Raw genomic sequence first — 23258 nt, 5'->3', positions numbered from 1 at the left:
ACCTGAGGAGGACCGGGACAGTTCAGGTGGACTGGGGCACAATCACCACGCCGTCGCTGCAGTGCAGCAGCGTGCGGCCGCGGCCGCCGTCGAGATCCACCCAAACTGAGGTGTGGTCCCGCGTGACAGCATCCACAAGGCCACCCGTTTCATATCCTTGAGTCAGGCGAACCCGCACTCGGTCGCCTTGCCGCAGGCTCTTCCAGAGTGCGTCCGGCTCCGCCTTGCGCACCGGCATTTCGTCAGCACTGTACGTCCGATATCTGGCCATGATTCCCCCATCACAGGTCACTTATCTCAAGTTCGAGCTTTCAGCCTAATTTACAAAACTGAAAGCAAGTTGGATATCGGCTGGGAGTCCGGTGCATTTATCGAAACGCCAGACTTAAGGAAGTCTCACCCCGAGCGCGGCGAGCTTTGCCTCGAGAATCTGTGCCACGCCGTCGTCGTCAAAATGCGGTGCCTGCTGCCCGGCGGCACGGATGGCTTCCGGGTGGCCGCTGGCCATGGCGTAGCCATCGCCAGCCCAGCGGAGCATCTCGATGTCGTTGGGCATGTCTCCGAAGGCCACCACATCAGCCGCGCCGATCCCCAGGGAGGCAGCGTATTCGGCGAGCGTCACCGCCTTGTTGACGCCGGGAAGGGACAGTTCCAGAAGCGCCACGGTGGGCGCCGAGTGCGTAGAAGCGGCAAGATGCGCGACGGCGGGAGCCACCTCTGCGAGGAACTCATCCGCTGTGCCGTCGCGGACTATCGCCAGGAATTTCACCACACCGTCTTCCGCCGTGAGCGTGTCCGCAAGCGGCGCCGGCTTGAATTCGGTCAGGATTTCGCTGGACTCGATCTCGATGAAGCCAGGTTCCAAATGGAAGCCGGTGAGGGTTTCGGCGGCAAACAGGGCCGACGGCCGCAGCGCCTTGATGATCCGGCGGGCCTCAAGCACGGCGTCAAGGGCGAGGGTCCGGGCGGACACAACTTTGTCCGCTTCCAGGTCCCACACCACGGCACCGTTGGAGCAGATCACTGTGCCGGCGTGGCCCAGCTGGTCCTGCAGCGGGTGCAGCCAGCGCGGCGGGCGCCCGGTAACGAAGACCAGTTCGACGCCGGCCTCCCGGCAGGCGTGGAAGGCGCGGATAGTGCGGTCACTGATTTTTCCGTCGTGGCCAAGGATCGTTCCGTCAATATCACTCGCTACCAACCGCATCAGTCCAGTCTACGTGGGCTGATTGAAGTGCCTGCGCGCCTCATGCCGTTCGTAGATCCCCGTCATTGTTGCGCGTCCCAGCGCGTGGGAGATCAGCGTCGATTCCAAGCTGGCCGTGGAGGCGCCCGCGTCCAGCCCAAGCTGCTCAACATCCATTGCGTAGACGGTGACAATGTACCTGTGCGGCCCATGCCCCGGCGGTGGTGCAGCACCCAGATAGCCGCGGAACCCGCCGTCGTTCTTCAACTGCAGCGCACCATCCGGAAGCATCCGCCCGCCCTCCGAACCCGCTCCCGGCGGGAGGGAGGTGACGTCTGCCGGGATGTTCAGCACGGCCCAGTGCCAGAATCCGCCGTGCCCCGGGGCATCAGGGTCGAACACCGTGACAGCGTAGCTCCTGGTGCCGTCAGCCGCACCGTTCCAGCTCAGCTGCGGCGACTCGTCCTTGCCGCCGGCACGCATCTTGCCGCTGCGCTGTGCGGGCGGAAGGGTCTGGCCCTCCGTGAACGACTCGCTGCTGAGGTGGAAGGACGGGACATCGTGGCTTGTCATGGCTGCCTGTCAGTTGCTGGTTAGTTCGGCTGAATCCGATTCCCCGCGGTTGAGTTCTGCGCGCGTGGGCGGGTTGGCCCCGGCACGGGACACGGTGATGGCTGCAGCGCGGGCAGCGCGGCCCAGGAGTTCAGCGAGGCCCTCGGCAGGCAGCGCGCGGAGATCGTCCCGGTTCTGCGCACCATCCAGGCCGCGGTCCACCACTCCTGATAGCAACGCCGCCATAAACGAGTCCCCGGCGCCGACAGTGTCCGCCACCTCAACGGCGGGGGCAGCATACTGGGCCTCGCCGGCGGCGGTGACGCCCCAGGGCCCGGCAGCGCCGCGAGTGACGACCACCATGGCCGGTCCTTCCGCACCGCCCAGGGACAGCCAGCGGCGGGCGGATTCGAGCACATCCACGCCCGGGTACAGCCATTCGAGATCCTCATCCGAAGCCTTGACCACGTCCGCGAGTGCGACGAACTTTTCGGTCTGACGGCGCGCGTAGTTCACGTCCGTGATGATGCTGGGCCGGCAGTTGGGATCGAAGCTGATGGTGGCGGACGGGTGGGCGTGTTCCACAGCGGCAAGGACGTCCCGGGCCCCCGGTTCCAGCATGGCGGCGATGGATCCGGTGTGCAGCAGCGTGGTGCCTTGAAGCATAAAGAGGAGCCGGTCCGCGAGGCCGGGAAGCTCCCAGGTGAGGTCAAAGGTATAGGTGGCGGCGCCGTCGTCGTCGATCAGTGCCGTGGCCACGCTGGTGGGCAGGCCGTCCGGACCCTGCGGCAGCATCACAGAACTGGCTTTCAGATGCGCGGCCACGGAGTCTCCGTAGGCGTCGCGGCCATAGCGGCCAATGAACTGCACCGGATGGTCCAGACGGGCCAGGCCCACCGCGACATTGAGCGGGCTGCCGCCGACGTGGGCTTCGATTCCAGAGGTGCGCTGGACAACGTCAACCAGACCCTCGCCAATAACTGTGAGCATGGACATACTCTGCCAGAGAACGGGATCCCGCGCCCTAGTTATGGGCCAGCGGAATTGAGCGACGCGCCTGACCGCGCCCTGCCGAGTTCCGCGATACGATGGATTTGCGACGTCCGGCATTCCCAGGCTATGATGCTGGGCTCGTTGACGGGTTCCGGGCTCAGCCGGTGCCCGCTGGGGAAAGGAATGGCATCGGTGTTAGCGGATAGATTTAGACGTCCAGCATTGACTCATCAGAATTCATGGCCATCAGGTCATGGTTTCGTCACCTGGGGGCGCGGCACATGAACATCCGAACGCAAGCATGGGGCATCATTTCGTCGATCTTGGCAGACCCCGCCCCTGACGGAGCGGCTGCCAGGCAACGGTTGTGCGAACACCTGACGGCCAATGCCGGGGTTCCCGAACGGGCACTGCTTGAGCACCTGCTTGAATCCCGGGGCCAGGTCAACCTTCAGGGCGCCAGCACGCTTGAGGCTCCCGGGGCCTTTACGGCCCCGCCGTTCCTTGATCCTCTGCCGGCCGATGTGCTGGAATCTCCACAGAGCCTGTCCCGCATCAGCGAGATGCTGAGCAACCGGATGCTGATGACGGCGTTCCAGCCCGTTCATGGACTGGCGGACGGAATCGTCATTGGTGTGGAGGCACTCTCGCGGTTTGTGAGCGATGACGGCGCCAGCGCGGATTTCTGGTTCACCGAAGCCGCATCCGTTGGCCTCGGCGCCGATCTGGAATTCTCAGCGCTTGGTTCCGCCCTCACCGCGGCAGAGAAACTGCCCCCGCACCTTTACGTGGCCTTGAACCTCTCCCCCGCGTCCTGCATCAGCTCCCGCCTGCCCCATCTCTTTGAGCAGTCCCAGCTGCCGCTGAACCGTATTGTCCTGGAACTGACCGAAGCCATTGAAGACCATCAGTATCCGCTGCTCCTCGACGCGATCACGCCGCTACGCGAGCTGGGGCTACGCATTGCGATTGACGATGCAGACTCCGGCTTCGGCTCAATGAGCCGCGTCCTGCACCTCAAGCCGGACTTCATCAAACTCGGCCGAAGCGTCATCGATGGAGTGGACGTTGACGCAGGGCAGCATGCCCTCGCGGCGTCCATGGTGGAGTTCGCCACGCAGATCGGCGCGGTCCTGGTAGCAGAAGGAATCGAGACTTCGGCCGAGCTCGCTGCCCTCAGCGAACTCGGTATCACGGCAGGGCAGGGCTACCTCCTGGGCCGTCCGTCCGTCCGTCCCGAGGAATGGTCCGCTTGGGACACCGCGGCCGAAACGCTCACATCACCCGCCGCTTCCGGCCCCGCCAAGGACACCTGACCAACCCCGACTCAGGCCAGCAGCTCCTGAACCAGCTCGCGGCACTTCCGGAACGAGGCCGCCTTGGGATCAATCAGGGCGAAGTGGTCGCCGGGGACCTTCAGCAGCTGGACAGGCGCCCCGGCGGTCCGGGCCGCAGCGGCATAGCTCTCCGACTGGCTCTGGGGCACGGTGTCATCATCCAGGCCGTGCACGGCAACAACGGGAACCGTCAGCGGGATGGCGCTCATCGGATCGGCGAATTGATGGCGCTTGGGGTATTTGCGGGACGAGCCTCCCAGCAGATTGCTCACGGCACCGTTGCTCAGGTCCAGCTTCTCCGCCTGGGCCAGGTTCAGCAGCCCGGACTGGCTAACCACGCCGCTGAGGTGCACCGCGCCGGCGTCGTTCCTCCGTTGGATCTGGCGGTCTGCATCCGGTGCGCCGAGGCTTCCCAGTTTGGCCCGGCCGGCTGCCCAAACAGCCAGGTGCCCGCCGGCGGAGTGCCCCAGGGCAACCACCTTGGAAAGGTTCAGGCCGTGCGTCTCCGCGATCTCGCCGAGCTTGTCGATCCCCGCCAGCACGTCCTCGAAGGTGTGCGGCCAGCCGCCGCCGTTGCCGGCGCGGCGGTATTCAAGGTTCCAGGCGGCCATCCCGTGGGTGGCCAGATCCTTGGCCAGCGGTTCCCCTAGCTCCGCGCCGTACTGCGAGCGCCAGTAACCGCCGTGGATCACCACTGCCACCCCCCGGGATCCGTTGGCGTGGGCGGTCTCGGGTAAGAAGAGTTCGCCCCACTGGCTCTTGTCATCGCCGTATTGGTACTTGTGCCGCTTCACTGCGTCCTCTCTGGCCCCGTCCGAACAGCAAGCGGTCAGCACAGCACCGCCAAAGTCACTGCCGCTGCGGTGCCCATAAGAGTACGACGCCGCACGTCAGCCATGTGCCGAGCCTACAGTGATACCCGTCCCGGCAGCCGCAGCGCCGCTCCTGGACGTATTGCCTGGGAAACTCTCAGCACTGCTGGGGTTGTGCGCTGTTCATGTCGCACGGTCAAGGTAGTTTGGAACCATGGCTAGCAACTGGGACCGTCTGGACATCAGCCTGCGCGCTTCGGTGCAGGAAAACGTCGAACTCTACGAGCGGGTCAGGCCTGCCCTGAAGCTGGTCACCCGCGACGTCCTGTTGACTCTCCGCGGAATGCTGAAGGACACCGAAGTCACTCCGCTTTTCGTCACCGGGCGCACCAAAACCGTTGAATCCTTCCGCGAAAAGATCTCCCGGACCGAGGAACCCCTGGAGCCGGGCGGACCCCCGGTCCTGAAGTTCCCGGACCCGTTCCGCACGCTCAATGACATGGTGGGCATACGCGTCATCACCAAGCTGCCCGCGGAGAACGCTCTGGTGGCCAACCTGATCAAACGCCAGCGCCAACTGTTCGACTGCCGGGGGGACCGCGAAAAGGACATCGGCTCCATCGAATCCGGCACCTACGGCTACTCCAGCCGCCATCTGATCCTGCGCACCATCCAGAACGAGGCCGTCAAGGAGTACCAGCTGGCCTTCAACCCGGACTCCCAGCCCAACGGCAGTTACTTCTTCGAATGCCAGATCCGCACCGTTTTTGCCCACGCCTGGAGCGAGATCGAGCACGACATCCGGTTCAAGGCCGAGGACCCTCGCGCCTGGACCCCACATTTTGACCGCCAGTTCACCGCGACGGCGGCCATGCTGGAAACCGTGGAGAGCGCCTTCGCGGATCTGCACGAACGCTACGAGGAAGTCCGCAGCTACTGGGATACAGACGGCGAAGGGGCTCTCCAGCTCACCCCCAACCGCATCCGTGACGTCTGGCGCACGCTCCTGCCGCACGTGGATCGCAAAGTGGATGATGACTGGGGCTGGGCCGCGGAACTCATGGCGGCGCACGGCCTCAACCAGACCGTCCAGCTGGCCGGCCTGCTCAGCGCCAACCGGATCACCGAGGTCCGCAAGGCCCTGGACCACCGGTACTCCCCCGGACCGGACCGGCTCCTGGATGACCTCCTGCTGTGGCAGTACGGCACCCAGCACATCGACCTCACCGCGGAGGAGCCCGACGCCGTTCCGCACCCGCGGCGCGACAGCCTCCAGCGGCGGCTGAAACAGATCGAGCGCTACCGCCAGACCAAGAACTAGCGAACCATCCTGGCCGGTGTGTTCCAGATCCTGCTTGCCATGGGCAGCTGCTGGACCATCCTCGTTAACAACTGGACCATCCCTGTTAAGAAACCGTCAAGAAATGGGGGAAATCGCTCCGCGGGTACGCCATGGGTGTTTGTGTGGGGAGAGAAGGTCGCAGTAGCGGGGCGGCACCACAAAGGATGGAAGGGCGGCTGTCGATGAGCGGCGAGAGCGTGGAAGCGACCCTGTTTTTCGGCGGCTTGTCTGTGGTGCTGATCTGGCTCTTGGTTGCCTTCATCCGTGGGACCCGGTAGAGATGAGCCTGTACGGGCGGGATGAAAGCCGGGACGTGAAGTTCGTGGCCACGGCCGGAAACGTCACCGGGTACGGCGATCGCGGTGTCGCGGGGACAGCCTTCGGCTCACGGGTCGGCTACCTCTTCGCGGACACCAACGGTGACGCCTGGTGGATTGCTTTCCAGCCGTTCCGTGGTGGGCACTCTGCGCAGGCAGGTTTATGGGGATGTCTTGGCCTACAGCGAGTCGAACGGCAACATGACCCGGGTTCGCGTGCTGGCCCCGGGCGTCCTCCGTAGCGATGCGGATGCTGCTTTCCGGGAGCATGCTCCGTTCTCGTATGAGGACGCCGTTGGCGTTGCTGCGAGAATCCCGCCACGTCACGGTTATCCCCGGTCAGCCGACGTGCACCCAGGGACGTTTGGTGACGTCGGGTTCGGCCTCGCGGAGCACTTCACGGGTGACGGGGGCGATTTCGCCTTCGCCCAGGAACAGGAAGCGCAGGAGATTCACGACGGGGTTTCCTTCGGTCCAGCGGAAGTAGATGTGGGGCATCAGACCCGTCACGTCGCGGATGTGCAGGAGTACCGAGGCGATGGTGTTCGGGACAACCGGCCCGTGGACTTCCAGGATCTGGTATCCGTGGCGGACTACGCCGCGTACTTCCAGCTCCGTTTCGAAGTCGGAAGAATCGTCCACGATGACTTCCAGGAACAAAGCCTCGTAGTCCACGGGCAGGTGGCTTACCTCGATCGCGGAGGTGAGCTTTTCCCGGTAGGCTTCCGCACTCAGCCGGAGCGGTTCGTGAGCAATGATCCCGAGGGGCCCGTCCACCACCTCTGACATGAATTCCAGGGCCTGACGGTCCAGATGGACGTGGGTGGCGTGGAGTTCAAAGGAGCGCCGGATCCGGGACATCAGTGAGATTACGATGATGCCCACGATGAAGACGGCGGCTATCCGGATGCCTTCGGGACGTTCGAAGATGTTCGCGATCGTGGTGTAGGTGAATACCACCGCGATGGTCCCGAAGCCTACGGTGCGCTTGCGCTGGTTCTTGCGGCGGGCCGAGAGCGTCACCGCTACTGCTGCGGACGTCATCAGCACCAGTACGCCGGTTGCGTAGGCACCTCCCTGGGCGTCGACGTCGGCGTTGAAGAGGTAAGTGATCAGGAACCCGACGAGGGTGAATACGAGCACCAGGGGCCGGACGGCCTTGGCCCATCCCGGCGCCATGCCGTAGCGCGGCAGATACCTGGGGACCAGATTCAGCAGCCCGGCCATGGCGGAGGCCCCGGCGAACCAGAGGATGGCGATGGTGCTGATGTCGTACACGGTGCCGAATCCGACGCCCAGGTATTCGTGGGACAGGAAGGCGAGAGCTCGGCCGTTTGCCTGGCCGCCGGGCTGGAATTCCTGCTCCGGGATCAGTACGACGGTGATGAAACTGGTGGTGATCAGGAAGGCGCTCATGATGACGGCGGCCGTGGTCAGCAGCCTCCGGGCCCCCTGGATCCGGCCCGCGGGATTCTCTTCGGTATCGTCGGCGTGGCCTTGGATCTGCGGCATGACGGCCACCCCGGTTTCGAAGCCGGACAGGCCAAGCGCCAGTTTGGGGAAGACCAGCAGGGCTATGCCCACCACCATGAGCGGGTTCCCATGCGAGGTGGACAGCGCCGTCCACCAGTCACCGACGGCAACAGGGTGTGTGAATACCTCAAAGAGCGTCACGGCCACCACCACGACATTCAGCCCCAGGTAGATCACCACCAACACGACGGCCACACCGATGGCTTCCTTGAATCCGCGCAGGAACACCGCGGCCAGCAGGGCCAGCAGGAAGAGGGTGACAAGGACGTTCTGTCCCTCCAGCCAGCCGGGGGCGATGGGGTTCTGGATCACGTGCGCGGTGGCGTCCGCCGCCGACAGGGTCATCGTGATCATGAAGTCCGTCGCGGCGAACCCCAGCAGGACCAGCACGAAGAGCTTGCCACCCCATCGCGGCATCAGCCTCTCCAGCATGGCGATGGATCCCTCACCGCGGTGGCTTTCCCCGGCAACCCTGCGGTAAACGGGAAGGGCACCCAGCAGTGTCACAGCGACCAATACCAGGGTGGCCAGCGGGGAAATCACCCCGGCCGCCAGGGCCGCGATCGCCGGCTGGTACCCCAGGGTGGAGAAGTAGTCGACACCGGTCAGGCACATGACCTGCCACCATGAATGCTTCTTCTGATGGGACGAGGTCACACCGCCCGGACCCTGATGGGTGCCTTTACTGTCCTGCAGCCCGAACAGCAGCCAGCTCTTCAGCGCCAGCTTGGCTCCGGGTTTGGGTGCCGACGGGTCTGCCGGTTGTCTGCTCATGGTCGTCATTAATGCCTTTCCGCATGGCGCACCGCGCCGCGATCAAGCCGACCATAGCACCAGCCAGGAAGCCCTACACGCGGTAAACGTCGATCTTGACAAATCCTTAACGCTCAATGCCCGTCCGCCGCATTCCCGCGCACCCTGAAGCGGATGACCTGTGTGTCGCGGTGAGGATCAACCGTAAGAAGTCTGACTTATTTGTCTGACATGTGGTCACGAATTGGCCGCATGGTGGACGTCAGTGTCAGCATAAATGAATGCTTGAGGCAACCAAGACCCCCCAAAAAACTCCCGCAGGTGCTGACCCCGCCGCCGAACCACTGAACCCGGCACTGGCCGCGGAAGCGAAAATCGCCCGGATTGCCGTAACCGTCTTCCCCCTCCTCGTGGTGGCAGCCGGCGTGGCTGGTTTCCTCCTGCCGGGCGCATTCAAGCCGATGGGTACCAGCGTCCCCTACCTGCTGGGCATCATCATGTTCTGCATGGGCCTGACCCTCACCCCGCCGGACTTCGCCTCCGTGGTCAAGCGGCCGGGCGCCGTGGTGCTCGGCATCGTGGCCCACTACGTGATCATGCCGGGTGCAGGCTGGCTCATTGCCGTGGCGCTCCAGCTCCCTCCGGAACTTGCCGTGGGCCTCATCCTGGTCGGCTGCGCGCCCTCCGGCACAGCCTCCAACGTGATGGCGTTCCTGGCCAAGGGGGACGTGGCCCTGTCCGTGGCAGTCGCGTCGGTCTCCACCCTCATCGCCCCGATCGTCACGCCCCTGCTGGTCCTGTTCCTGGCCGGTTCCTTCCTGAATATCGACGCCGGAGCCATGGTGCTGGATATCGTCAAGACCGTCCTCCTTCCGGTGATCGCCGGCCTCCTGGCGCGCCTGTTCCTCAAGAACCTCGTCGCGAGGGTGCTGCCGGCGCTGCCGTGGGCATCCGCAGTCGTGATTTCCCTGATTGTTGCGATCGTCGTGGCCGGCAGTGCCAGCAAGATCGTTTCCGCCGGCGGCATTGTGTTCGTCGCGGTGGTGCTGCACAACGGCTTCGGCCTGGGCCTCGGGTACCTGGCCGGCAAGCTCGGGAAGCTCGATGACAAGGCCCGGCGCGCGCTGGCCTTCGAAGTGGGGATGCAGAACTCGGGGCTGGCAGCAACTCTGGCCACCGCGCACTTCAGCCCGCTGGCCGCACTGCCCTCAGCCGTATTCTCGCTGTGGCACAACATCTCCGGGGCGATCGTCGCAGCCTGGCTGGCCAGGCGCCCGCTGCGCGACGCTTAAGGCAGGGCTTAGGGAAATGCCTAAGGCAGGTCCTGTGGCAGGAAACGGCCGGCTCGCGGGATCCGCGAATGCCGGACCAAAAGCCAACAGTTAAAAGCCAACGGGATGGGCACTGCCACGGCTACCCTTAACGCTAGGGCCGCCGACGCAGAAGGCAGCTTCACCGCAGGCCACGCAGCGCTACGGGATCTACGGACAGAAGGGGACAACCATGGCTGACCGGCATCACGGACCCACCCCGGCTGACGGGAACGGCCCGGCATCCGGGCTGCAACCCCACCGCCTGTCGGGACCGCACCAGCCAGCAGGGCCCCACCGGCTGACCGGACCGGTTGTGGCCGGAGTCGTGCCGGGCCAACCACCTGCCGTCACCCGCCACGCTGCCGATCTGGCGTTCAGCCTCGGGGTGGACCTCGTGTGCGCCTACGTCGACGTCACCACCTACTTGGTGGACGAAGATCCGGACGGACGGGTGGAGTCCCTGCCGATCGATCCCGACGTCATTGATGACGACGCCGAAAACATCGCCGGGGGGATCCATTCCCGCCTTGCCTCGGAACTTGAGCCGTACGGAATCGCCTGGTCCTTCGTCACCCTCGCCGGCGATCCGTCCCGGGCACTGGCGCGACTGGCTGAGACGGTCAACGCCGCGGTGATCGTGGTCGGCACCAGGGAGCGCGGGATCGGCAAACGCCTGGAGGAGCTCCTAACCGGCTCGGTCGCCGTTCATCTCACCCATCGCCAGCACCGGCCCGTGCTGGTGATCCCTTTGAACTCCCGCATGGGTGCCGGGGAATCCGCGTGACGAATCAGGCGGCCAGGCACACAGCGGCCGGGCACCGGCCCCACCGCCACCTCCACCTGCATCCCGGTTATGTCCTGCTCGTAGCGCTCGGCGGCATCTTCGGCGCGGGAGCGCGCTACGGGCTGGGCCTGGCGCTGCCTGCACCCGGCGGCTGGCCGCTGCCAACACTGCTGATCAACCTGGCCGGCGCCCTGGCCCTCGGTGTACTGCTGGAAGGACTGTCCCGGCGCGGACCGGACGCAGGCCGACGGCGGGTCATCCGGCTACTGGCGGGGACAGGATTCCTGGGCGCCTTCACCACATACAGCGCCCTGGCCATGGATTCGGTGCACCTGTTCGACGCCGGCCGGGCGGCGGAGGCGGCCGTCTACCTGGCTGCCAGCCTGATCGGCGGCGCGGCGGCGACGACCGCCGGCGTCTGGGGTGGGGCCCGCCACCACCGCACCGTCCTGACCCGCCAGCAGGGCCTTGCCCAGCAGGGCCCCACCCACCAGAGCGTCATCCGACCGGATTCCGGGACGGAGCAACCATGACCGTGGTGCTCCTCGCCCTCGCCGGCGGCCTCGGCGCCGCCGTCCGGTTCATCGTGGACGGGCTGGTCCTTTCCCGGGCACGCACGGCACTGCCGCTCGGAACCATGCTGATCAACGTCACAGGGTCACTCGTGCTGGGATTCCTGGCAGGGCTCGTCGAAGCGCACCATGCCCCCGACACCCTGCAGCTGATCCTGGGGACCGGCTTTCTGGGCGGTTACACCACATTCAGCACAGCAAGCTTCGAAACGGTGCGCCTGATCCAGAGCGGGCGCACCGGATTTGCCCTGATCAACGGGCTCGGGACAATGGCCGCGTGCGTCCTGGCCGCGGCCGGCGGCGTCGGCCTGGCCGCCCTCACATAAGTTCGCCGTCACCCACATGGCCAAGCTGACCCGCCCGACGATCACCGCGTGGCGTTTTGTGCTGACCTTCGGCACCGTCAGCCTGCTTGCCGATTTCGTCTATGAGGGTGCCCGGGCCGTCACTGGTCCATTGCTCGCCGAGCTTGGGGCCACCGCTGTGGTGGTGGGCGTTGTGACCGGAGTCGGAGAAGCGGCAGCGCTGCTGTTACGCCTGGTGTCCGGGCCACTGGCCGACCGCACCAAGCGGTTTTGGGCCTGGACCCTGGCCGGCTACGCCCTCACCGTCATCAGCGTGCCGGCGCTGGGATTCTCCGGAGCCCTCTGGGTTGCCTGCACTCTGGTGATTCTGGAACGCATCGGAAAAGCCGTCCGCTCGCCGGCGAAGGATGCACTGTTGTCTTTTGCCACATCCTCAATCGGCCGCGGCCGGGGTTTTGCCGTCCACGAAGCAATGGACCAGCTCGGTGCGGTCATCGGCCCGCTGGTGGTGGCCGGGATGCTGGCACTCACCGGAAACAATTACGGACCATCGCTCGCCGTGCTGGCTCTGCCGGGGGTGGCAGCTATGGCACTGCTGGTTTGGCTGCGGGCGAAGGCACCTCAACCCTTGGACTTCGAAAAATCTCCGCAGGCCCCCGCGGAAACCCCAACGCTCGGCAACGGCAGCCTGACTCCTTTGCCACGGGCGTTCTGGTTGTATTCCGTCTTCACCGGAATCACTATGCTCGGATTCGCGACATTCGGCATTCTCTCGTTTCACATGGTGACCCGCGGCCTCTTTGCCCCGGTCCTTGTTCCGGTGGTCTACGCCGCGGTTATGCTCGTCGATGCGGTCGCCGCCTTGGCCACCGGGTGGGCGTACGACCGCTTCGGCCCCCGCGTCCTGCTTCTTCTGCCCGCGCTTTCGGCGCTGGTCCCGGTGCTGTCGTTTACGGACGCCGTGATCCCGGTGATCCTCGGGTCACTGCTCTGGGGAGCCGCGCTGGGCGTGCAGGAATCCACCCTTCGGGCCACCATTGCAGATCTGGTTTCCGCGAACCGCCGCAGCACCGCCTACGGGATCTTCGCTGCAGTCCTGGGCGTGGCAACGGCTGGCGGCGGCGCGCTGGCCGGTGTGCTCTACGGAATCTCAGTCCCGGTGCTCGTCGGGGTGACCATCGCTGTCCAGCTCCTCGCGGTCATCATGTTTGTCAGCACGCGCCTGTCCAAAACGTGACAGCCATGATCGGGTCGATGAAAAATCGGGCACGCCCGGCTACAGCGCAAGGATGAATGCCCGACGTCGGACTCCCGGCTACAGAACGCCGCTTGCGGCGTCTGCGCTGTCCGGTACGGGCGAGGTGGCGCCGTCGGACTGGACAGTGGTGCCGCGCAGCAGCAGCTTCCACGGTGCCGGTACACGCACGCCTTCCGGCGGTGTTTTTCCCTCAAGCCGCTCAACCAGCATGGTGACCACCTGCTCGAAAATCGGATCCGGACCCACCGTGGAGAGCGCGGGGTCAGCCTCCTGGCCTTCGGTGGAATTGCCCACACCGACAATCTGGACGTCTTCCGGGATCCGGAGGCCCAGCCGGTATGCCGCACGGACAGCCTGCAGCGCCTCCATGTCATCCGTGGCAAAGATGGCCGTGGGCCGCTCCGGAAGCTGCAGCAGTTCCAGGGCAGCCTGATATGCGCGGTCCCGGCGGTGATGCGAGGTCCGCACCAAAGCTTCATCCACCGGGATTCCGGCCCGGTCCAGTCCGGCAACATAGCGGCGGTAGCGGGACAGCGGGCGGTCTGCCAGTTCGGTGCGGCGGATGCAGCCGATCCGCGTGTGGTGGTGCGTGAGGAAGTCCATGCCTTCCTCAATGCCGCCCTGCGGCTCGGGAGCCAGCACGTCGAAACCTGCCGGTTGCATGGTTTCGGAAATGACCACCTGTGCCACGCCACGCCGGGCGAGTTCAGTCATGGTCTCGTCCTCGAGCCTGTCCTCGGGGATGAAGCCCAGAATCACACCGTCCGCACCGCCGGAGAGCATAAATTGCCGCCAGGCCTGCCCCAGCAGAATGACCGGCTGGTAACCGTAGCCGGGGAGAATCCGCGCGGCGGCCGTTGCCAGCGCGCGGTCCCACGGCCATTCAAGATCGCCGATCGCCACAGCCACCAGATCGGTTCTGCCGCGCCTCATGCCGCGGGCCGCCTGATTGGGCACGTAACCGAGTTCGCTGACGGCAGCCAGGACGCGGTCCTGGGTGGGCTGGCTGATCCTGGTGGTTCCGCCGCTTCTGCCGGAGAGCACGTACGACACCGTGGTCAGGGACACGGACGCCCGCTCCGCGACGTCCCTGATGGTGGGCTTGGATCCACGCGCCACAACTGACTCCTGTCTGTCTCACCGATTCACCGATTCACCGGGACCCGGTAGTGAGGAAAGAATGCGGATTTTGTTGAACTCTATCGGCAATCACCCGCTGTCCGGCTGACCGGCGGCCCGGGTTGCCCCACCCCGGCACGGCTGCTGGGTGTGTGGGGACGATGAAAACGACAGCCGCAAGGCATGACAAACCGGTCCGCATCATGCAAGTATGGTCTACATCACATTGATGCAACGTTGCATCAACAAATGCACCAGGTTCCCGGAAGCACTGAGACGAAGGATTGCCATGGCAATGAATACCCGAATGCGCGCAGGGCTGGCCCTGCTGACCGCTGCCGCGCTGGCCGGCGGCACCGCAGTGGCCGCCACGGCAGACAACGGAGACTCCATGAAACAAGGCACCGGTCCGGTGGCCTCGGCTTTCAACAACGTGGGCATCACGGATTCCGCCACACGCAGCAGCGGGCAGCTGGATGCGGCGGGAAGTTCCTTCAGCGCGGCAAAACTCGCCGCAGCCGGTTACGGACCGGGCGCCCCCGTGGAGGCAGCCGGAATCGGCTTCACCATGCCTGCGTCCGAGCCAGGGGAGCCGGACAACATCGCCCCCAATGCGCAGCCCAGCAAAATCAGGCTCCGCGGCCACGGGAACGCCATCGCGTTCCTCGCCACCACCACCAGCGGCAATCGCCCGTTCAACGTCACGGTGACGTACCAGGACAAGAGCCAGCTGCGCGCTTTCGCCCTGACCAACACCTGGACCACGGCAACACCGGATCCGCTGGAGCTGGTCCACGATGCCTTCCGCGTCGCGGGCCGCAATACCCGGGCGGCCGCTGACGTTGACACAGGCACGCAGTACGGAATGTTTGTCAGCGGAATCAACATCGATCCCGCGAAGGAAGTCAAGGAAATCGAGGTCAGCGGCAGCGGCCTTGCCCACATTTTCGACGCCAGGATCGCCACCGTGGCCGAACCCTTCAAGGTGGATTCCCGCGGCGGCCGCACCCCGCAGCCCAATAGCTGCGATCCGCTCGTCCAGGGCCAGGGAATCTGCGACGCCCAGGCTGCCGGGCATCTTCGAAAAAGGCGACCCCTCTGCGCACCTGAGGTACACCACGCAGGACGGCGTTCTCCCTGCGGACGCCAACGCCTTCTACAACGAGATCACCCCGCTCAGCAGCACGCCCGCCAGCTACTTCATGACCAACGGCTTCAACGGCGGCTACTTTGGCATCCAGGAACTCGAAGCCAACTCCAAGATCGCCATTTTCTCCATCTTCGGCCCCCAGAAGGGCCAGGTTCCGGATGACAGGCTGTCCTCCAAAGTCCTGTACACCATCCCGGGCGGCAACCTGGTGATCCATGGCGAGTACGCCGGGGGTCCCAGCATCCGCATCCCGTTTGACTGGCAACTCGGCAAGAACTACGCCACCATGATCACCGCGCAGACGGACACATCGGACGGCCACGCCAAGATCGTCACCGCGTGGATCAACCTGAACCCCACCGATCAGGCGCCCCAGTGGACCCGACTGATGACCGTCCGCACCGAGCGCCCGGCCACGCAGACTAACCTCAGCGGGCTCTACTCCTTCATTGAGGACTTCAAGCGGGACAACCTCTTCACCGCCGGCCGCGCCCGCACAGCCTCCTACGGCAACGCCTTCACCTTTTCCGCCGCCAAGGACGCGTGGATTCCACTGAACAAGGTCTCTTTCACGGGCCAGATGTCCAGGCTCTTCACCATCCAGAACGATGCCTTCCCCACCCCCGGCGAACCATGCAAGGTCACCGAAACCGTCACCGGCAGCAGCATCCCCTTCGCCGAGGCCCGTTCCAACGTGAATTCAATCTGGGACACCGCGTCCAGGAGCTGCGCGGCGCCCGGGAACATCGCACCGATTGCTGCCGTGCGAAAGGGCGCCCCGCTGTACACCCAGGAAACCTTCGCCAGCATCACGGCGACGGTCAGCGGCAGCCAGCTAAGCGTTACCGGTTCCCCCTACGCCAACGACGAACCGTTACTGGTCACCGTCGACGGTACCGCCGTGGCCACCACGGCAACGGCCACCGAGGACGGAAAATTGGCCAATACGGCCATCGCACTGACTGCACCACTGCCCTCCGGTACCCACAAGGTCACCGTGACAGGCAAAAGCAGCGGCCTGAGCGGCACTGCCACAGTCATCATTCCGTAGCGGAAGCCACTCAGGAGTAAGTACGACGACGGCGACGGCCCGGTCACCCCGCAAGGTGACCGGGCCGTCGTCGTACTGAGATCAGTCGTCCGGACAAATCACCGCCCAGTGTAGCGGCCGTCCCGGCCATCACCGTCGAACTCGCATCCCTTCCCCCGGCGCGGTCCCACCAGAGCATCGCAGCAGCCGAACGCAGCTGGGGACAGATGCGGGCCGCCCGTTTCGGGACGAAAATTTTCGGACTAGCGGTTTCTGTCTCGCTTCAGCTGGACCATGGCGGGTTCGTCGTCAGCGGCCAGGCAGTTCGAGCTAGGTCTTGGATCAGGCTCTGGAGGTCGGGGGCAAGGATACGGAGTCCGGCGGTGGTTGCAATCCGGAGAGTTCGGCGAGCACCGCGCGCGTCCCCACCGGCCGCGCGGAACGGACTTTGCGCGAGGTGGGGGTTTCCCTGTGTATGTCCATCATCCGGCGTTCTGCGCCCTTCAGGCGCGGGTCTCCTGGAGCAGCCGCTCTTCCTCGTCGGTGTGCGGATTCCGGCCGAGGGCCAGGCCGATCACGGTCACCACGGAGGCCACCAGGAGGTACGCCGCGATCAAGAACCAGCTGCCGGAGGCAGCGTAGAGCGCCGTGAAGATCAGTGGTGCCACGGCGCCGCCGATCACCCCGGCCAGGGTGTAGGCCAGCGAGCTGCCGGCATAGCGCAGCCGCGCCGGGAACTGCTCGGTGATGTAGGCGGCCTGTGGCCCGTACATAAAGGCGTGGAAGGCGAGGCCGATCACAACGCCCACGATGAGCATCAGCACCGACTTACCCTGGACCATCAGGAAGAACAGCGGGATGTAGGCAGCAGTGCCCACCGCGGCGATGCCGTACACCAGACGCCGGTTGAAACGGTCCGTGAGGGCGCCGGCGGCGGGGATCAGAAGCAGCTGGAACGCCGAGCCGATAAGGATGGCACTTAGCACGTTGCCGGTGGTCATGCCGAGTTCCTTGGTGGCGTAGACGGCCACGAACACGGTGAAGAGGGCGTACAGGACGTCGGGGCAGACGCGGGAGAGGGCGGCGGCCACGAGTGCGCGCGGTTCGGTGGTGAACACCTCTTTGATCGGGGCATTGGGCTGTTCGCCGTGGGCCTGGATGGCCTTGAAGACCGGCGTTTCCTCCAGCCTGAGCCGGATGATCAGGCCGAAAACCACCAGGAGCGCGGAAGCCAGGAAGGCCACGCGCCAGCCCCAGGACAGGAAGGCGTCGTTGCTGAGCGTTGCCGCCAGGATGGCCAGCACACCGTTTGCCATGAGGTTGCCGGCCGGCGGACCGATCTGGGCTGCGGAAGACCAGAATCCGCGCTTGGTGGGGTCGCCGAATTCGCTGGACAGCAGCACCGCGCCGCCCCACTCTCCGCCGACACCGATGCCCTGCGCCAGGCGCAGCAGAACCAGGACGATGGGAGCGGCGACGCCGATGACCGAGTAGTCCGGCAGCGCACCGATGAGCACAGTGGCCACACCGATCAGCAGCAGGGTGATGACCAGAACCTGCTTGCGGCCGATCTTGTCGCCGAGGCGGCCAAACACAACGCCGCCGATCGGCCGGGCCAGGTAGCCCACAGCGAATGCGGAGAAGGAGAGCAGCAGCCCGACGAATTCGTCGTTGCCCGGGAAGAAGACCTTGGGGAAGACGAGCGCGGATGCCACGGAGTAGATGGCGAAGTCGTAATACTCCAGCGACGTTCCGGTGAGGCTGGCGATGTAGGCCTTCAGGGCGCCGGGCGGCAGCTTCCTTTTGGCGGCGGCCGGTGGTGCCTGGTTGTTGGTGGTCATATTGTCCTCCGGGATGAGGTGGAGCTTTTGATGCGAAGTGCCGGAAACCGGCGGATGGATCAGACGAAGGGGCCTAGGCTGACGCCGGCTGAGGCCATATGACGGCAGGCCGATGCTTCCTATTGTGATTCTCGTCCCATCGCTATGCCTGATTCAAGGATGCACAGAAGAGTCAGCGTGGCGGTCCCCTCCGTAGCCGAGAGGGTTGCTCATGAGCTGCGGTATCAGCTGGTGGAGGGCCTGCTCCTCCCGGAGCACGGTTCACCGAGGCGTCCCTGGCGGAAGAACACGGCGTCTCCCGGGATACCGTCCGCGAAGCCTTTACCGCACTGGCCAGCGAACGCCTGGTGGTGCGGCACCCCAACCGGGGAGTTTTTGTCGCCAGTCTGGGGGCCGGCGACATCCACGACGTGTACACCGTCCGCCGGCGATCGAGGTCAGCACTCTCCGGAACGGAGGAAGCGCCGAACGGATTGCGACGGTGCGGGCTGCGGTGGAAGAGGGCAGGCGTGCGGCCGCCGCGCAGGACAACGAACGGATCTGTGCCGCACTGGAAGCCGGAGAACTGGACCGCGCGGGTGAACGTCCAGCGTCCGTTGGTAGGCTGAAATCATGAAACGACGCCTCGCCGCCCTGTCCATCGCTTCGCTCATGGTGCTGTTGGCGGGATGCGGCCAGGTGCAGGACGCCGCACATTCGGCCGCGAGCGATGCCGCGTCCAAGGTTGCAACCGCTGCCGCCGATCAGGTGAAGGGCCAGGTCTGTGCCCTGGTGGAGGACGGACTGGTCAGCATCAAGGACAAGGAATCGCTGGGTGGCCTGGTGTCCGCAGCCCAGACCGCGGGCGTCCCTTCGGACATCACCACGCCGCTGCGCCAGATCGCAGAAACAGGTGACCCGGTCCCTGCCGAGTCCGTCACGGCACTTAAAGAGGCCTGCTCAGCCTAGCGTTTCCCTTTTTTCCGTGAACCCTTGCCGCGGCCCTTGTCCGGGTTGGGGGCGTAACGCTGCGCAACCTTGGGTTTCTTGACGCCCGTCCCCCGCCGGTCCGGCTTTGGTTCCTTCTTGGGCTTTTCCGGCTGCGCGGACGGCTGGCGCGAGCTCTGCGCGGTGCGCCCGCGGACAATGCCGATGAACTCCTCGATCACGTCATCGGTGGAATCCTCGGGCCAGGCGAGGGCGATCTCCGTGACCGGCGCCCCGGTGAGCCGCCGCGCCACGGTGTCCTTGGTGTTGAAATGGCGGGCCACAGCCATGGGCAGAATCACCAGGCCGGCGCCTGTGGCAACCACCTGCAGGGCCATTTCCGGCCCGCCTAGTCCGGCCACATCCAGGAAAGTCTCCTTGGACAGGTCCTCCAGAGCGACTTCCTCGAACACCGCGATCTCGTGCCCCTTCGGCGCCACCACCACGGGCTGCTCCTCATAGAGCCGGATGACGTTCAGTCCTTCGCGGTCCACCGGCAGGCGGACGAAACTCAGTTCAGCGGAACCATCACGCAGCACGGACAGCTGTGCGCCGTCGTCGGACATAAAGGAGTGCAGCGGAATATCCAGCATGCGCTCCTCCCAGCGCCGGATCCACTTCCCCGGCGTCACTCCGGCGACGTACGCGAAGCGCAGCTCACGGACCGGCGAGGGGGCATCGGGGGTTTGCGTTTGCGTGGATTCTTCTTCAGCTGGCACATGTTCACAGTACCGCCACTGCTGCCGTATGGTTCCTGCTGTATGGCGCCAGCTGTTGGTTCCGCCGTTGGTGCCGCTGTTGGTGCCTGTCGGGCAAGCAGCCAGATACCCTTGAAGCATGACCTCTGCAAACTCCCAGTCCATGAAGCCGGCCACCGTTGCCAAGAAGCTTGGCATCTACCTGCCCGCAACACCGCAGGAGTTCCAGGATTCAAGCATCAGCCGCGCCGATTTCGCTGAGCTCCAGGCCAACCCGCCGGAGTGGCTGGCGGAGCTCCGCCGCAACGGCCCGCACCCGCGCCCGGTAGTTGCGCAGAAGCTGAACGTCTCCATCAGCGGTCTGGCCCGCGGCGGCGTTGAAGAGGCACTCACGACGGCGGAAATCACCGGCCTGCTGCAGGCTCCCCCGGCGTGGCTGGTCACCGAGCGCTCCACCCATGCCGCGGTGCGCGCCGAAGCCCAGCGTGTTAAGGACGAGGCCGCAAAGAGCGACGCCAAGAAAGCGCGCGCCAAGGCCGAATAGCACGGACCTTCCACCGACCTTCCACCGGCGCTCCGCCGTCCGGGACGTGATCGGCTCCATGGCCGGGCCACTGGTGGTTTCCATGCGGCCGGTTCCGGCGCCCCATGCGGTCCTGGCCATCGGTCACCGACGCCGGGGACAGCTCTTATATCTTGTGCCGTAGTTCCCAGCTCCGCCGCGGTGAGACTCCGCGCCCATGTTTACCGAAAGGATCGGCGCGAACTCTCATCTCGGCGGATCAGGTCGGGAGGATCAGGGAATAGCCCCGATGTGCACCAGCAGTTCACGCTCGGCCCCGTCAAGATACCGACGGAGTTCGGCAGCGGCCTCTTCGCGGCGGCCCTCCCGCAGCTGCGCCACCAGGGCTGCGTTGCGCTCAACGTAGTGGCTGTGGAAGTCCGGTGTGGTGGCCATGGCATGGAACACCAGGCGCATCTCTGCCAGGACCCGCTCCATCAGCTCCTGCAGTGAAGCGCTGCCGGACAGCGCCACCAACGCCTCGTGCAGCTCCTGGTTGGCGTCCGCCATGCCCTGCACGGATCCGGCCGCCAGCGCAGCCCGTGCCCGGTCAATGATGGAGTCAAGTGCCTCCAGGTCCTCCGCCCGCACTTCGCCCCAGAGGACTGCGGCAGGTTCGATCATCCGCCGCACGCGGTAGATTTCCCGGACGTCATCGGCCCCCGGAGCAGCCACAAAAACCCCCCGGTTGGGAATGCGCTGCACCACGGATTCACCCGCCAGGACGGTGAAGGCCTCCCGCAGGGTATTGCGTGAAACACCCAGTGCCTCGGACAGCGCCTGCTCCGACAGTTTGGTCCCCGGCGCCAGCTGGCCGGCAGAAATGCGCTGACGCAGCACGCCCGCCACCCAGGCGCCAGTGTGGGCATGGGTGGCCTGACCGCCGTCGGCGATCCCTTGTAAAGCAGCGTTCATGGGCATGCCCTCCAATCTACCCAATAAGGGCAGCCGGTGGATTCTGCGCCATCAATCCGTCCACACGGCGGACAGCGGACCTGAATCACGCGCCGAGCCGGGGTGCCAGGGCGAATGTTGGTGCATAATCCGACAGGAAACCGTCAGTCGATTCTCCCGAGCACGTCGCCGCGTCCGACGGCGGTGCCTGGCTCCCGCAGGCCCTGCGCCAGGATGCCGGTCCGCTGGGCGGAAACCGTGGTTTCCATCTTCATTGCCTCCAGCACCGCGACGGGCTGGCCAACTTCCACGGCGGAGCCGTCCTCGACGAGCCATTTGACCAGCGAGCCGGACATCGGCGAGGTGAGTTCGGCGTCGTCGTTCCCCACCCACGTTGCCCCGCCGCCGGACATTGCCCGTCCCCCGGACGTTGACCCGCCCCCGACAGCCGCTGACCCTCCGCCCCCTGCCAGCAGCGCGTCGTAGAGCCGCGCGGGGAGGCCCAGCTGCACTGCTTTTCCGTCCAGTTCCACCGTGAACGTGTTGCGTGCAGCATCGGGTGCAGAGCGGGCGATTTCCGGCGAGGCGGCGAGGGGCTCGGCGAACTCGTTTTCGATCCAGGTGGTGTGGACCCCCAGCCGGTCCGTGGCGGTGAAGTCTTTGTGCCGCACCACGGCCCGGTGGAAAGGCAGAACGGTGGGCAGGCCGAGGATCCGCATCTCGTCCAGGGCTGCCCGGGCGCGGCGCAGGGCCTGCGGCCTGTCTTCTCCGTGAACGATCAGCTTGGCCATGAGGGAGTCGTAGTCGCCGGGCACCGTGGATCCCGAGCGGACACCGGAGTCAACGCGGATGCCGGGGCCAGTGGGGGCTTCGAAGACGTCCACGGTGCCGGGGCCCGGAAGGAATCCGCGCGCGGGGTCCTCTGCGTTGAGCCGGAATTCGAACGCATGGCCTCTGGGTTCGGGATCCTCGGTCAGCGTGAGCTTGCCGCCTTCGGCGATCCGGAACTGCTCGCGGACCAGGTCCACGCCCGAGGTTTCCTCCGTTACGGGGTGTTCCACCTGCAGCCGCGTGTTAACTTCAAGGAAGGAGATGACCCCGTCCTTCCCCACCAGGAACTCGACCGTTCCGGCACCGTGGTAGCCGGCTTCCCGGCAGATGGCCTTGGCGGATTCGTGGATCAGGGTGCGCTGCTCCGGGCTGAGGAACGGCGCCGGGGCCTCCTCCACCAGTTTCTGGTTGCGGCGCTGCAGGGAGCAGTCACGGGTGCCCAGCACCACCACGTTTCCGTGGGTGTCGGCGATGATCTGCGCCTCCACGTGCCGTGGCTGATCCAGGAATCGCTCCACAAAGCATTCGCCGCGCCCGAATGCCGCGGTGGATTCGCGGACCGCCGATTCAAAAGCGTCCTCAATGTCCTCGAGCCGCCGCGCCACCTTCAGGCCACGGCCGCCGCCGCCAAACGCGGCCTTGACGGCCACCGGCAGGCCGAACTCCTCGGCGAAGGCGAGTACCTCTCCGGCATTCGCCACGGGACCGTCGGTGCCGGGCACCAGGGGTGCGCCCGCGCGGACAGCAATCTCGCGGGCTGTGACCTTGTTGCCGAGGTCACGGATGGACTGGGGTGCGGGGCCGATCCACGTCAGGCCGGCGTCGATCACGGCCTGGGCAAAGTCTGCGTTCTCCGAGAGGAAGCCGTAACCGGGGTGGACGGCATCTGCCCCGGCCCGGGCGGCTGCGGAAATGAGCTTGGCCATGTCCAGATAGGTATCGGCCCCGGAGGACCCGCCCAGGGGGTAGGCCTCGTCCGCGAGCTGGACGTGCAGGGCATCGGCGTCGGGGTCCGAATACACGGCCACGGACTGCAGACCGGCATCTGAGCAGGCGCGCACAATGCGCACGGCGATCTCGCCGCGGTTGGCGATCAGGACCTTTTTCATGGCC

At 65.6% G+C, this 23258-nt stretch carries 22 protein-coding genes; 11 read left to right on the top strand and 11 right to left on the bottom strand.

Features of this window, described 5'->3' with window-relative positions:
* Positions 1 to 22: 22 nt before the first annotated feature.
* The 4 genes from ACQCST_RS01700 to ACQCST_RS01685 form a co-directional block, all read right to left on the bottom strand.
* Positions 23 to 271, bottom strand: a complete 249-nt coding sequence (locus ACQCST_RS01700; protein WP_426997646.1) for a hypothetical protein — start codon at positions 269 to 271, stop codon at positions 23 to 25.
* Positions 272 to 385: 114 nt separating this feature from the next.
* Positions 386 to 1204, bottom strand: a complete 819-nt coding sequence (locus ACQCST_RS01695; protein ID WP_426997645.1) for an HAD family hydrolase — start codon at positions 1202 to 1204, stop codon at positions 386 to 388.
* A 9-nt stretch (positions 1205 to 1213) separates the two neighbouring features.
* Positions 1214 to 1756, bottom strand: a complete 543-nt coding sequence (locus ACQCST_RS01690; protein ID WP_426997644.1) for a YbhB/YbcL family Raf kinase inhibitor-like protein — start codon at positions 1754 to 1756, stop codon at positions 1214 to 1216.
* Positions 1757 to 1765: 9 nt separating this feature from the next.
* Positions 1766 to 2725, bottom strand: a complete 960-nt coding sequence (locus ACQCST_RS01685; RefSeq protein WP_426997643.1) for a carbohydrate kinase family protein — start codon at positions 2723 to 2725, stop codon at positions 1766 to 1768.
* A 284-nt stretch (positions 2726 to 3009) separates the two neighbouring features.
* Between ACQCST_RS01685 and ACQCST_RS01680 the strand changes: the two genes are divergently transcribed.
* Entirely contained in the window at positions 3010 to 4044 is a 1035-nt protein-coding gene (locus ACQCST_RS01680; protein WP_426997642.1) for an EAL domain-containing protein, read from the top strand.
* A gap of 11 nt (positions 4045 to 4055) precedes the next feature.
* On the opposite strand, the gene ACQCST_RS01675 is transcribed toward ACQCST_RS01680, so the two are convergent.
* Complete coding sequence (locus tag ACQCST_RS01675) at positions 4056 to 4859, bottom strand: alpha/beta hydrolase (RefSeq protein WP_426997641.1); 804 nt, start codon at positions 4857 to 4859, stop codon at positions 4056 to 4058.
* A gap of 232 nt (positions 4860 to 5091) precedes the next feature.
* Between ACQCST_RS01675 and ACQCST_RS01670 the strand changes: the two genes are divergently transcribed.
* Positions 5092 to 6198 carry a GTP pyrophosphokinase gene (locus ACQCST_RS01670; protein WP_426997640.1) on the top strand — a complete coding sequence of 369 codons (1107 nt, stop codon included), beginning with the start codon at positions 5092 to 5094 and terminating at the stop codon, positions 6196 to 6198.
* 677 nt (positions 6199 to 6875) lie between these two features.
* Here the strand turns inward: ACQCST_RS01670 and ACQCST_RS01665 are convergent.
* Positions 6876 to 8852, bottom strand: a complete 1977-nt coding sequence (locus ACQCST_RS01665) for an amino acid transporter (RefSeq protein ID WP_426997639.1) — start codon at positions 8850 to 8852, stop codon at positions 6876 to 6878.
* Between the two features lie 251 nt (positions 8853 to 9103).
* On the opposite strand from ACQCST_RS01665, the gene ACQCST_RS01660 reads away from it, so the two are divergent.
* The 5 genes from ACQCST_RS01660 to ACQCST_RS01640 all read left to right on the top strand — a co-directional run bounded on the left by ACQCST_RS01660 (position 9104) and on the right by ACQCST_RS01640 (position 13033).
* Positions 9104 to 10114 carry a bile acid:sodium symporter family protein gene (locus tag ACQCST_RS01660; protein ID WP_426997638.1) on the top strand — a complete coding sequence of 337 codons (1011 nt, stop codon included), beginning with the start codon at positions 9104 to 9106 and terminating at the stop codon, positions 10112 to 10114.
* Positions 10115 to 10325: 211 nt separating this feature from the next.
* Positions 10326 to 10919: a universal stress protein gene (locus ACQCST_RS01655; protein WP_426997637.1), complete on the top strand. Its 594-nt coding sequence runs from the start codon at positions 10326 to 10328 to the stop codon at positions 10917 to 10919.
* Positions 10916 to 11452 (top strand): fluoride efflux transporter FluC, encoded by a 537-nt coding sequence (locus tag ACQCST_RS01650; RefSeq protein ID WP_426997636.1) that lies wholly within the window; start codon positions 10916 to 10918, stop codon positions 11450 to 11452. The genes ACQCST_RS01655 and ACQCST_RS01650 overlap by 4 nt, the downstream gene beginning before the upstream one ends.
* Complete coding sequence (gene crcB, locus ACQCST_RS01645; protein ID WP_426997635.1) at positions 11449 to 11817, top strand: fluoride efflux transporter CrcB; 369 nt, start codon at positions 11449 to 11451, stop codon at positions 11815 to 11817. The genes ACQCST_RS01650 and crcB overlap by 4 nt, the downstream gene beginning before the upstream one ends.
* Before the next feature lie 16 nt (positions 11818 to 11833).
* Positions 11834 to 13033: an MFS transporter gene (locus ACQCST_RS01640; RefSeq protein ID WP_426997634.1), complete on the top strand. Its 1200-nt coding sequence runs from the start codon at positions 11834 to 11836 to the stop codon at positions 13031 to 13033.
* A gap of 78 nt (positions 13034 to 13111) precedes the next feature.
* Here the strand turns inward: ACQCST_RS01640 and ACQCST_RS01635 are convergent, their stop codons facing one another.
* Positions 13112 to 14173, bottom strand: a complete 1062-nt coding sequence (locus ACQCST_RS01635) for a LacI family DNA-binding transcriptional regulator (RefSeq protein WP_426997633.1) — start codon at positions 14171 to 14173, stop codon at positions 13112 to 13114.
* Positions 14174 to 14970: 797 nt separating this feature from the next.
* On the opposite strand from ACQCST_RS01635, the gene ACQCST_RS01630 reads away from it, so the two are divergent.
* Positions 14971 to 16374 (top strand): DUF3472 domain-containing protein, encoded by a 1404-nt coding sequence (locus tag ACQCST_RS01630; protein ID WP_426997632.1) that lies wholly within the window; start codon positions 14971 to 14973, stop codon positions 16372 to 16374.
* A 482-nt stretch (positions 16375 to 16856) separates the two neighbouring features.
* On the opposite strand, the gene ACQCST_RS01625 is transcribed toward ACQCST_RS01630, so the two are convergent.
* Positions 16857 to 18194 (bottom strand): MFS transporter, encoded by a 1338-nt coding sequence (locus ACQCST_RS01625; protein ID WP_426997631.1) that lies wholly within the window; start codon positions 18192 to 18194, stop codon positions 16857 to 16859.
* Positions 18195 to 18469: 275 nt separating this feature from the next.
* On the opposite strand from ACQCST_RS01625, the gene ACQCST_RS01620 reads away from it, so the two are divergent.
* On the top strand, positions 18470 to 18802 hold the full coding sequence (locus ACQCST_RS01620) for a GntR family transcriptional regulator (protein WP_426999047.1): 333 nt from the start codon (positions 18470 to 18472) through the stop codon (positions 18800 to 18802).
* Between the two features lie 4 nt (positions 18803 to 18806).
* Positions 18807 to 19142: a hypothetical protein gene (locus ACQCST_RS01615; RefSeq protein WP_426997630.1), complete on the top strand. Its 336-nt coding sequence runs from the start codon at positions 18807 to 18809 to the stop codon at positions 19140 to 19142.
* Here the strand turns inward: ACQCST_RS01615 and ACQCST_RS01610 are convergent.
* The gene (locus ACQCST_RS01610; protein ID WP_426997629.1) at positions 19139 to 19879 is read right to left on the bottom strand and encodes a LysR substrate-binding domain-containing protein; all 741 of its coding nucleotides are present in this window, start codon (positions 19877 to 19879) and stop codon (positions 19139 to 19141) included. The two genes, ACQCST_RS01615 and ACQCST_RS01610, sit on opposite strands and share 4 nt — an antisense overlap.
* Positions 19880 to 19997: 118 nt before the next feature.
* On the opposite strand from ACQCST_RS01610, the gene ACQCST_RS01605 reads away from it, so the two are divergent.
* Positions 19998 to 20402, top strand: a complete 405-nt coding sequence (locus ACQCST_RS01605) for a DUF5997 family protein (protein WP_426997628.1) — start codon at positions 19998 to 20000, stop codon at positions 20400 to 20402.
* A gap of 252 nt (positions 20403 to 20654) precedes the next feature.
* On the opposite strand, the gene ACQCST_RS01600 is transcribed toward ACQCST_RS01605, so the two are convergent.
* Both ACQCST_RS01600 and ACQCST_RS01595 read right to left on the bottom strand, forming a co-directional pair.
* Positions 20655 to 21341 (bottom strand): GntR family transcriptional regulator, encoded by a 687-nt coding sequence (locus tag ACQCST_RS01600; protein ID WP_426997627.1) that lies wholly within the window; start codon positions 21339 to 21341, stop codon positions 20655 to 20657.
* 137 nt (positions 21342 to 21478) lie between these two features.
* Positions 21479 to 23254 carry an acetyl/propionyl/methylcrotonyl-CoA carboxylase subunit alpha gene (locus ACQCST_RS01595; protein ID WP_426999046.1) on the bottom strand — a complete coding sequence of 592 codons (1776 nt, stop codon included), beginning with the start codon at positions 23252 to 23254 and terminating at the stop codon, positions 21479 to 21481.
* Between the last annotated feature and the right edge of the window lie 4 nt (positions 23255 to 23258).

It is taken from the genome of Pseudarthrobacter sp. N5 (assembly GCF_050157035.1).
Taxonomy (GTDB): Bacteria; Actinomycetota; Actinomycetes; order Actinomycetales; family Micrococcaceae; genus Arthrobacter.
This window is presented reverse-complemented; position numbering and strand designations above follow the sequence as displayed.

Bases quoted from the DNA above. Each gene is read 5' to 3' on its own strand.
- ACQCST_RS01630 (WP_426997632.1), top strand. From the start codon at position 14,971: ATGCCTTCCGCGTCGCGGGCCGCAATACCCGGGCGGCCGCTGACGTTG.
- ACQCST_RS01655 (WP_426997637.1), top strand. From the start codon at position 10,326: ATGGCTGACCGGCATCACGGACCCACCCCGGCTGACGGGAACGGCCCG.
- ACQCST_RS01640 (WP_426997634.1), top strand. From the start codon at position 11,834: ATGGCCAAGCTGACCCGCCCGACGATCACCGCGTGGCGTTTTGTGCTG.
- ACQCST_RS01605 (WP_426997628.1), top strand. From the start codon at position 19,998: ATGACCTCTGCAAACTCCCAGTCCATGAAGCCGGCCACCGTTGCCAAG.
- ACQCST_RS01600 (WP_426997627.1), bottom strand. From the start codon at position 21,341: ATGCCCATGAACGCTGCTTTACAAGGGATCGCCGACGGCGGTCAGGCC.
- ACQCST_RS01625 (WP_426997631.1), bottom strand. From the start codon at position 18,194: ATGACCACCAACAACCAGGCACCACCGGCCGCCGCCAAAAGGAAGCTG.
- ACQCST_RS01615 (WP_426997630.1), top strand. From the start codon at position 18,807: ATGAAACGACGCCTCGCCGCCCTGTCCATCGCTTCGCTCATGGTGCTG.
- ACQCST_RS01700 (WP_426997646.1), bottom strand. From the start codon at position 271: ATGGCCAGATATCGGACGTACAGTGCTGACGAAATGCCGGTGCGCAAG.
- ACQCST_RS01680 (WP_426997642.1), top strand. From the start codon at position 3,010: ATGAACATCCGAACGCAAGCATGGGGCATCATTTCGTCGATCTTGGCA.
- ACQCST_RS01685 (WP_426997643.1), bottom strand. From the start codon at position 2,725: ATGCTCACAGTTATTGGCGAGGGTCTGGTTGACGTTGTCCAGCGCACC.
- crcB (WP_426997635.1), top strand. From the start codon at position 11,449: ATGACCGTGGTGCTCCTCGCCCTCGCCGGCGGCCTCGGCGCCGCCGTC.
- ACQCST_RS01690 (WP_426997644.1), bottom strand. From the start codon at position 1,756: ATGACAAGCCACGATGTCCCGTCCTTCCACCTCAGCAGCGAGTCGTTC.
- ACQCST_RS01665 (WP_426997639.1), bottom strand. From the start codon at position 8,852: ATGACGACCATGAGCAGACAACCGGCAGACCCGTCGGCACCCAAACCC.
- ACQCST_RS01670 (WP_426997640.1), top strand. From the start codon at position 5,092: ATGGCTAGCAACTGGGACCGTCTGGACATCAGCCTGCGCGCTTCGGTG.
- ACQCST_RS01695 (WP_426997645.1), bottom strand. From the start codon at position 1,204: ATGCGGTTGGTAGCGAGTGATATTGACGGAACGATCCTTGGCCACGAC.
- ACQCST_RS01595 (WP_426999046.1), bottom strand. From the start codon at position 23,254: ATGAAAAAGGTCCTGATCGCCAACCGCGGCGAGATCGCCGTGCGCATT.
- ACQCST_RS01660 (WP_426997638.1), top strand. From the start codon at position 9,104: ATGCTTGAGGCAACCAAGACCCCCCAAAAAACTCCCGCAGGTGCTGAC.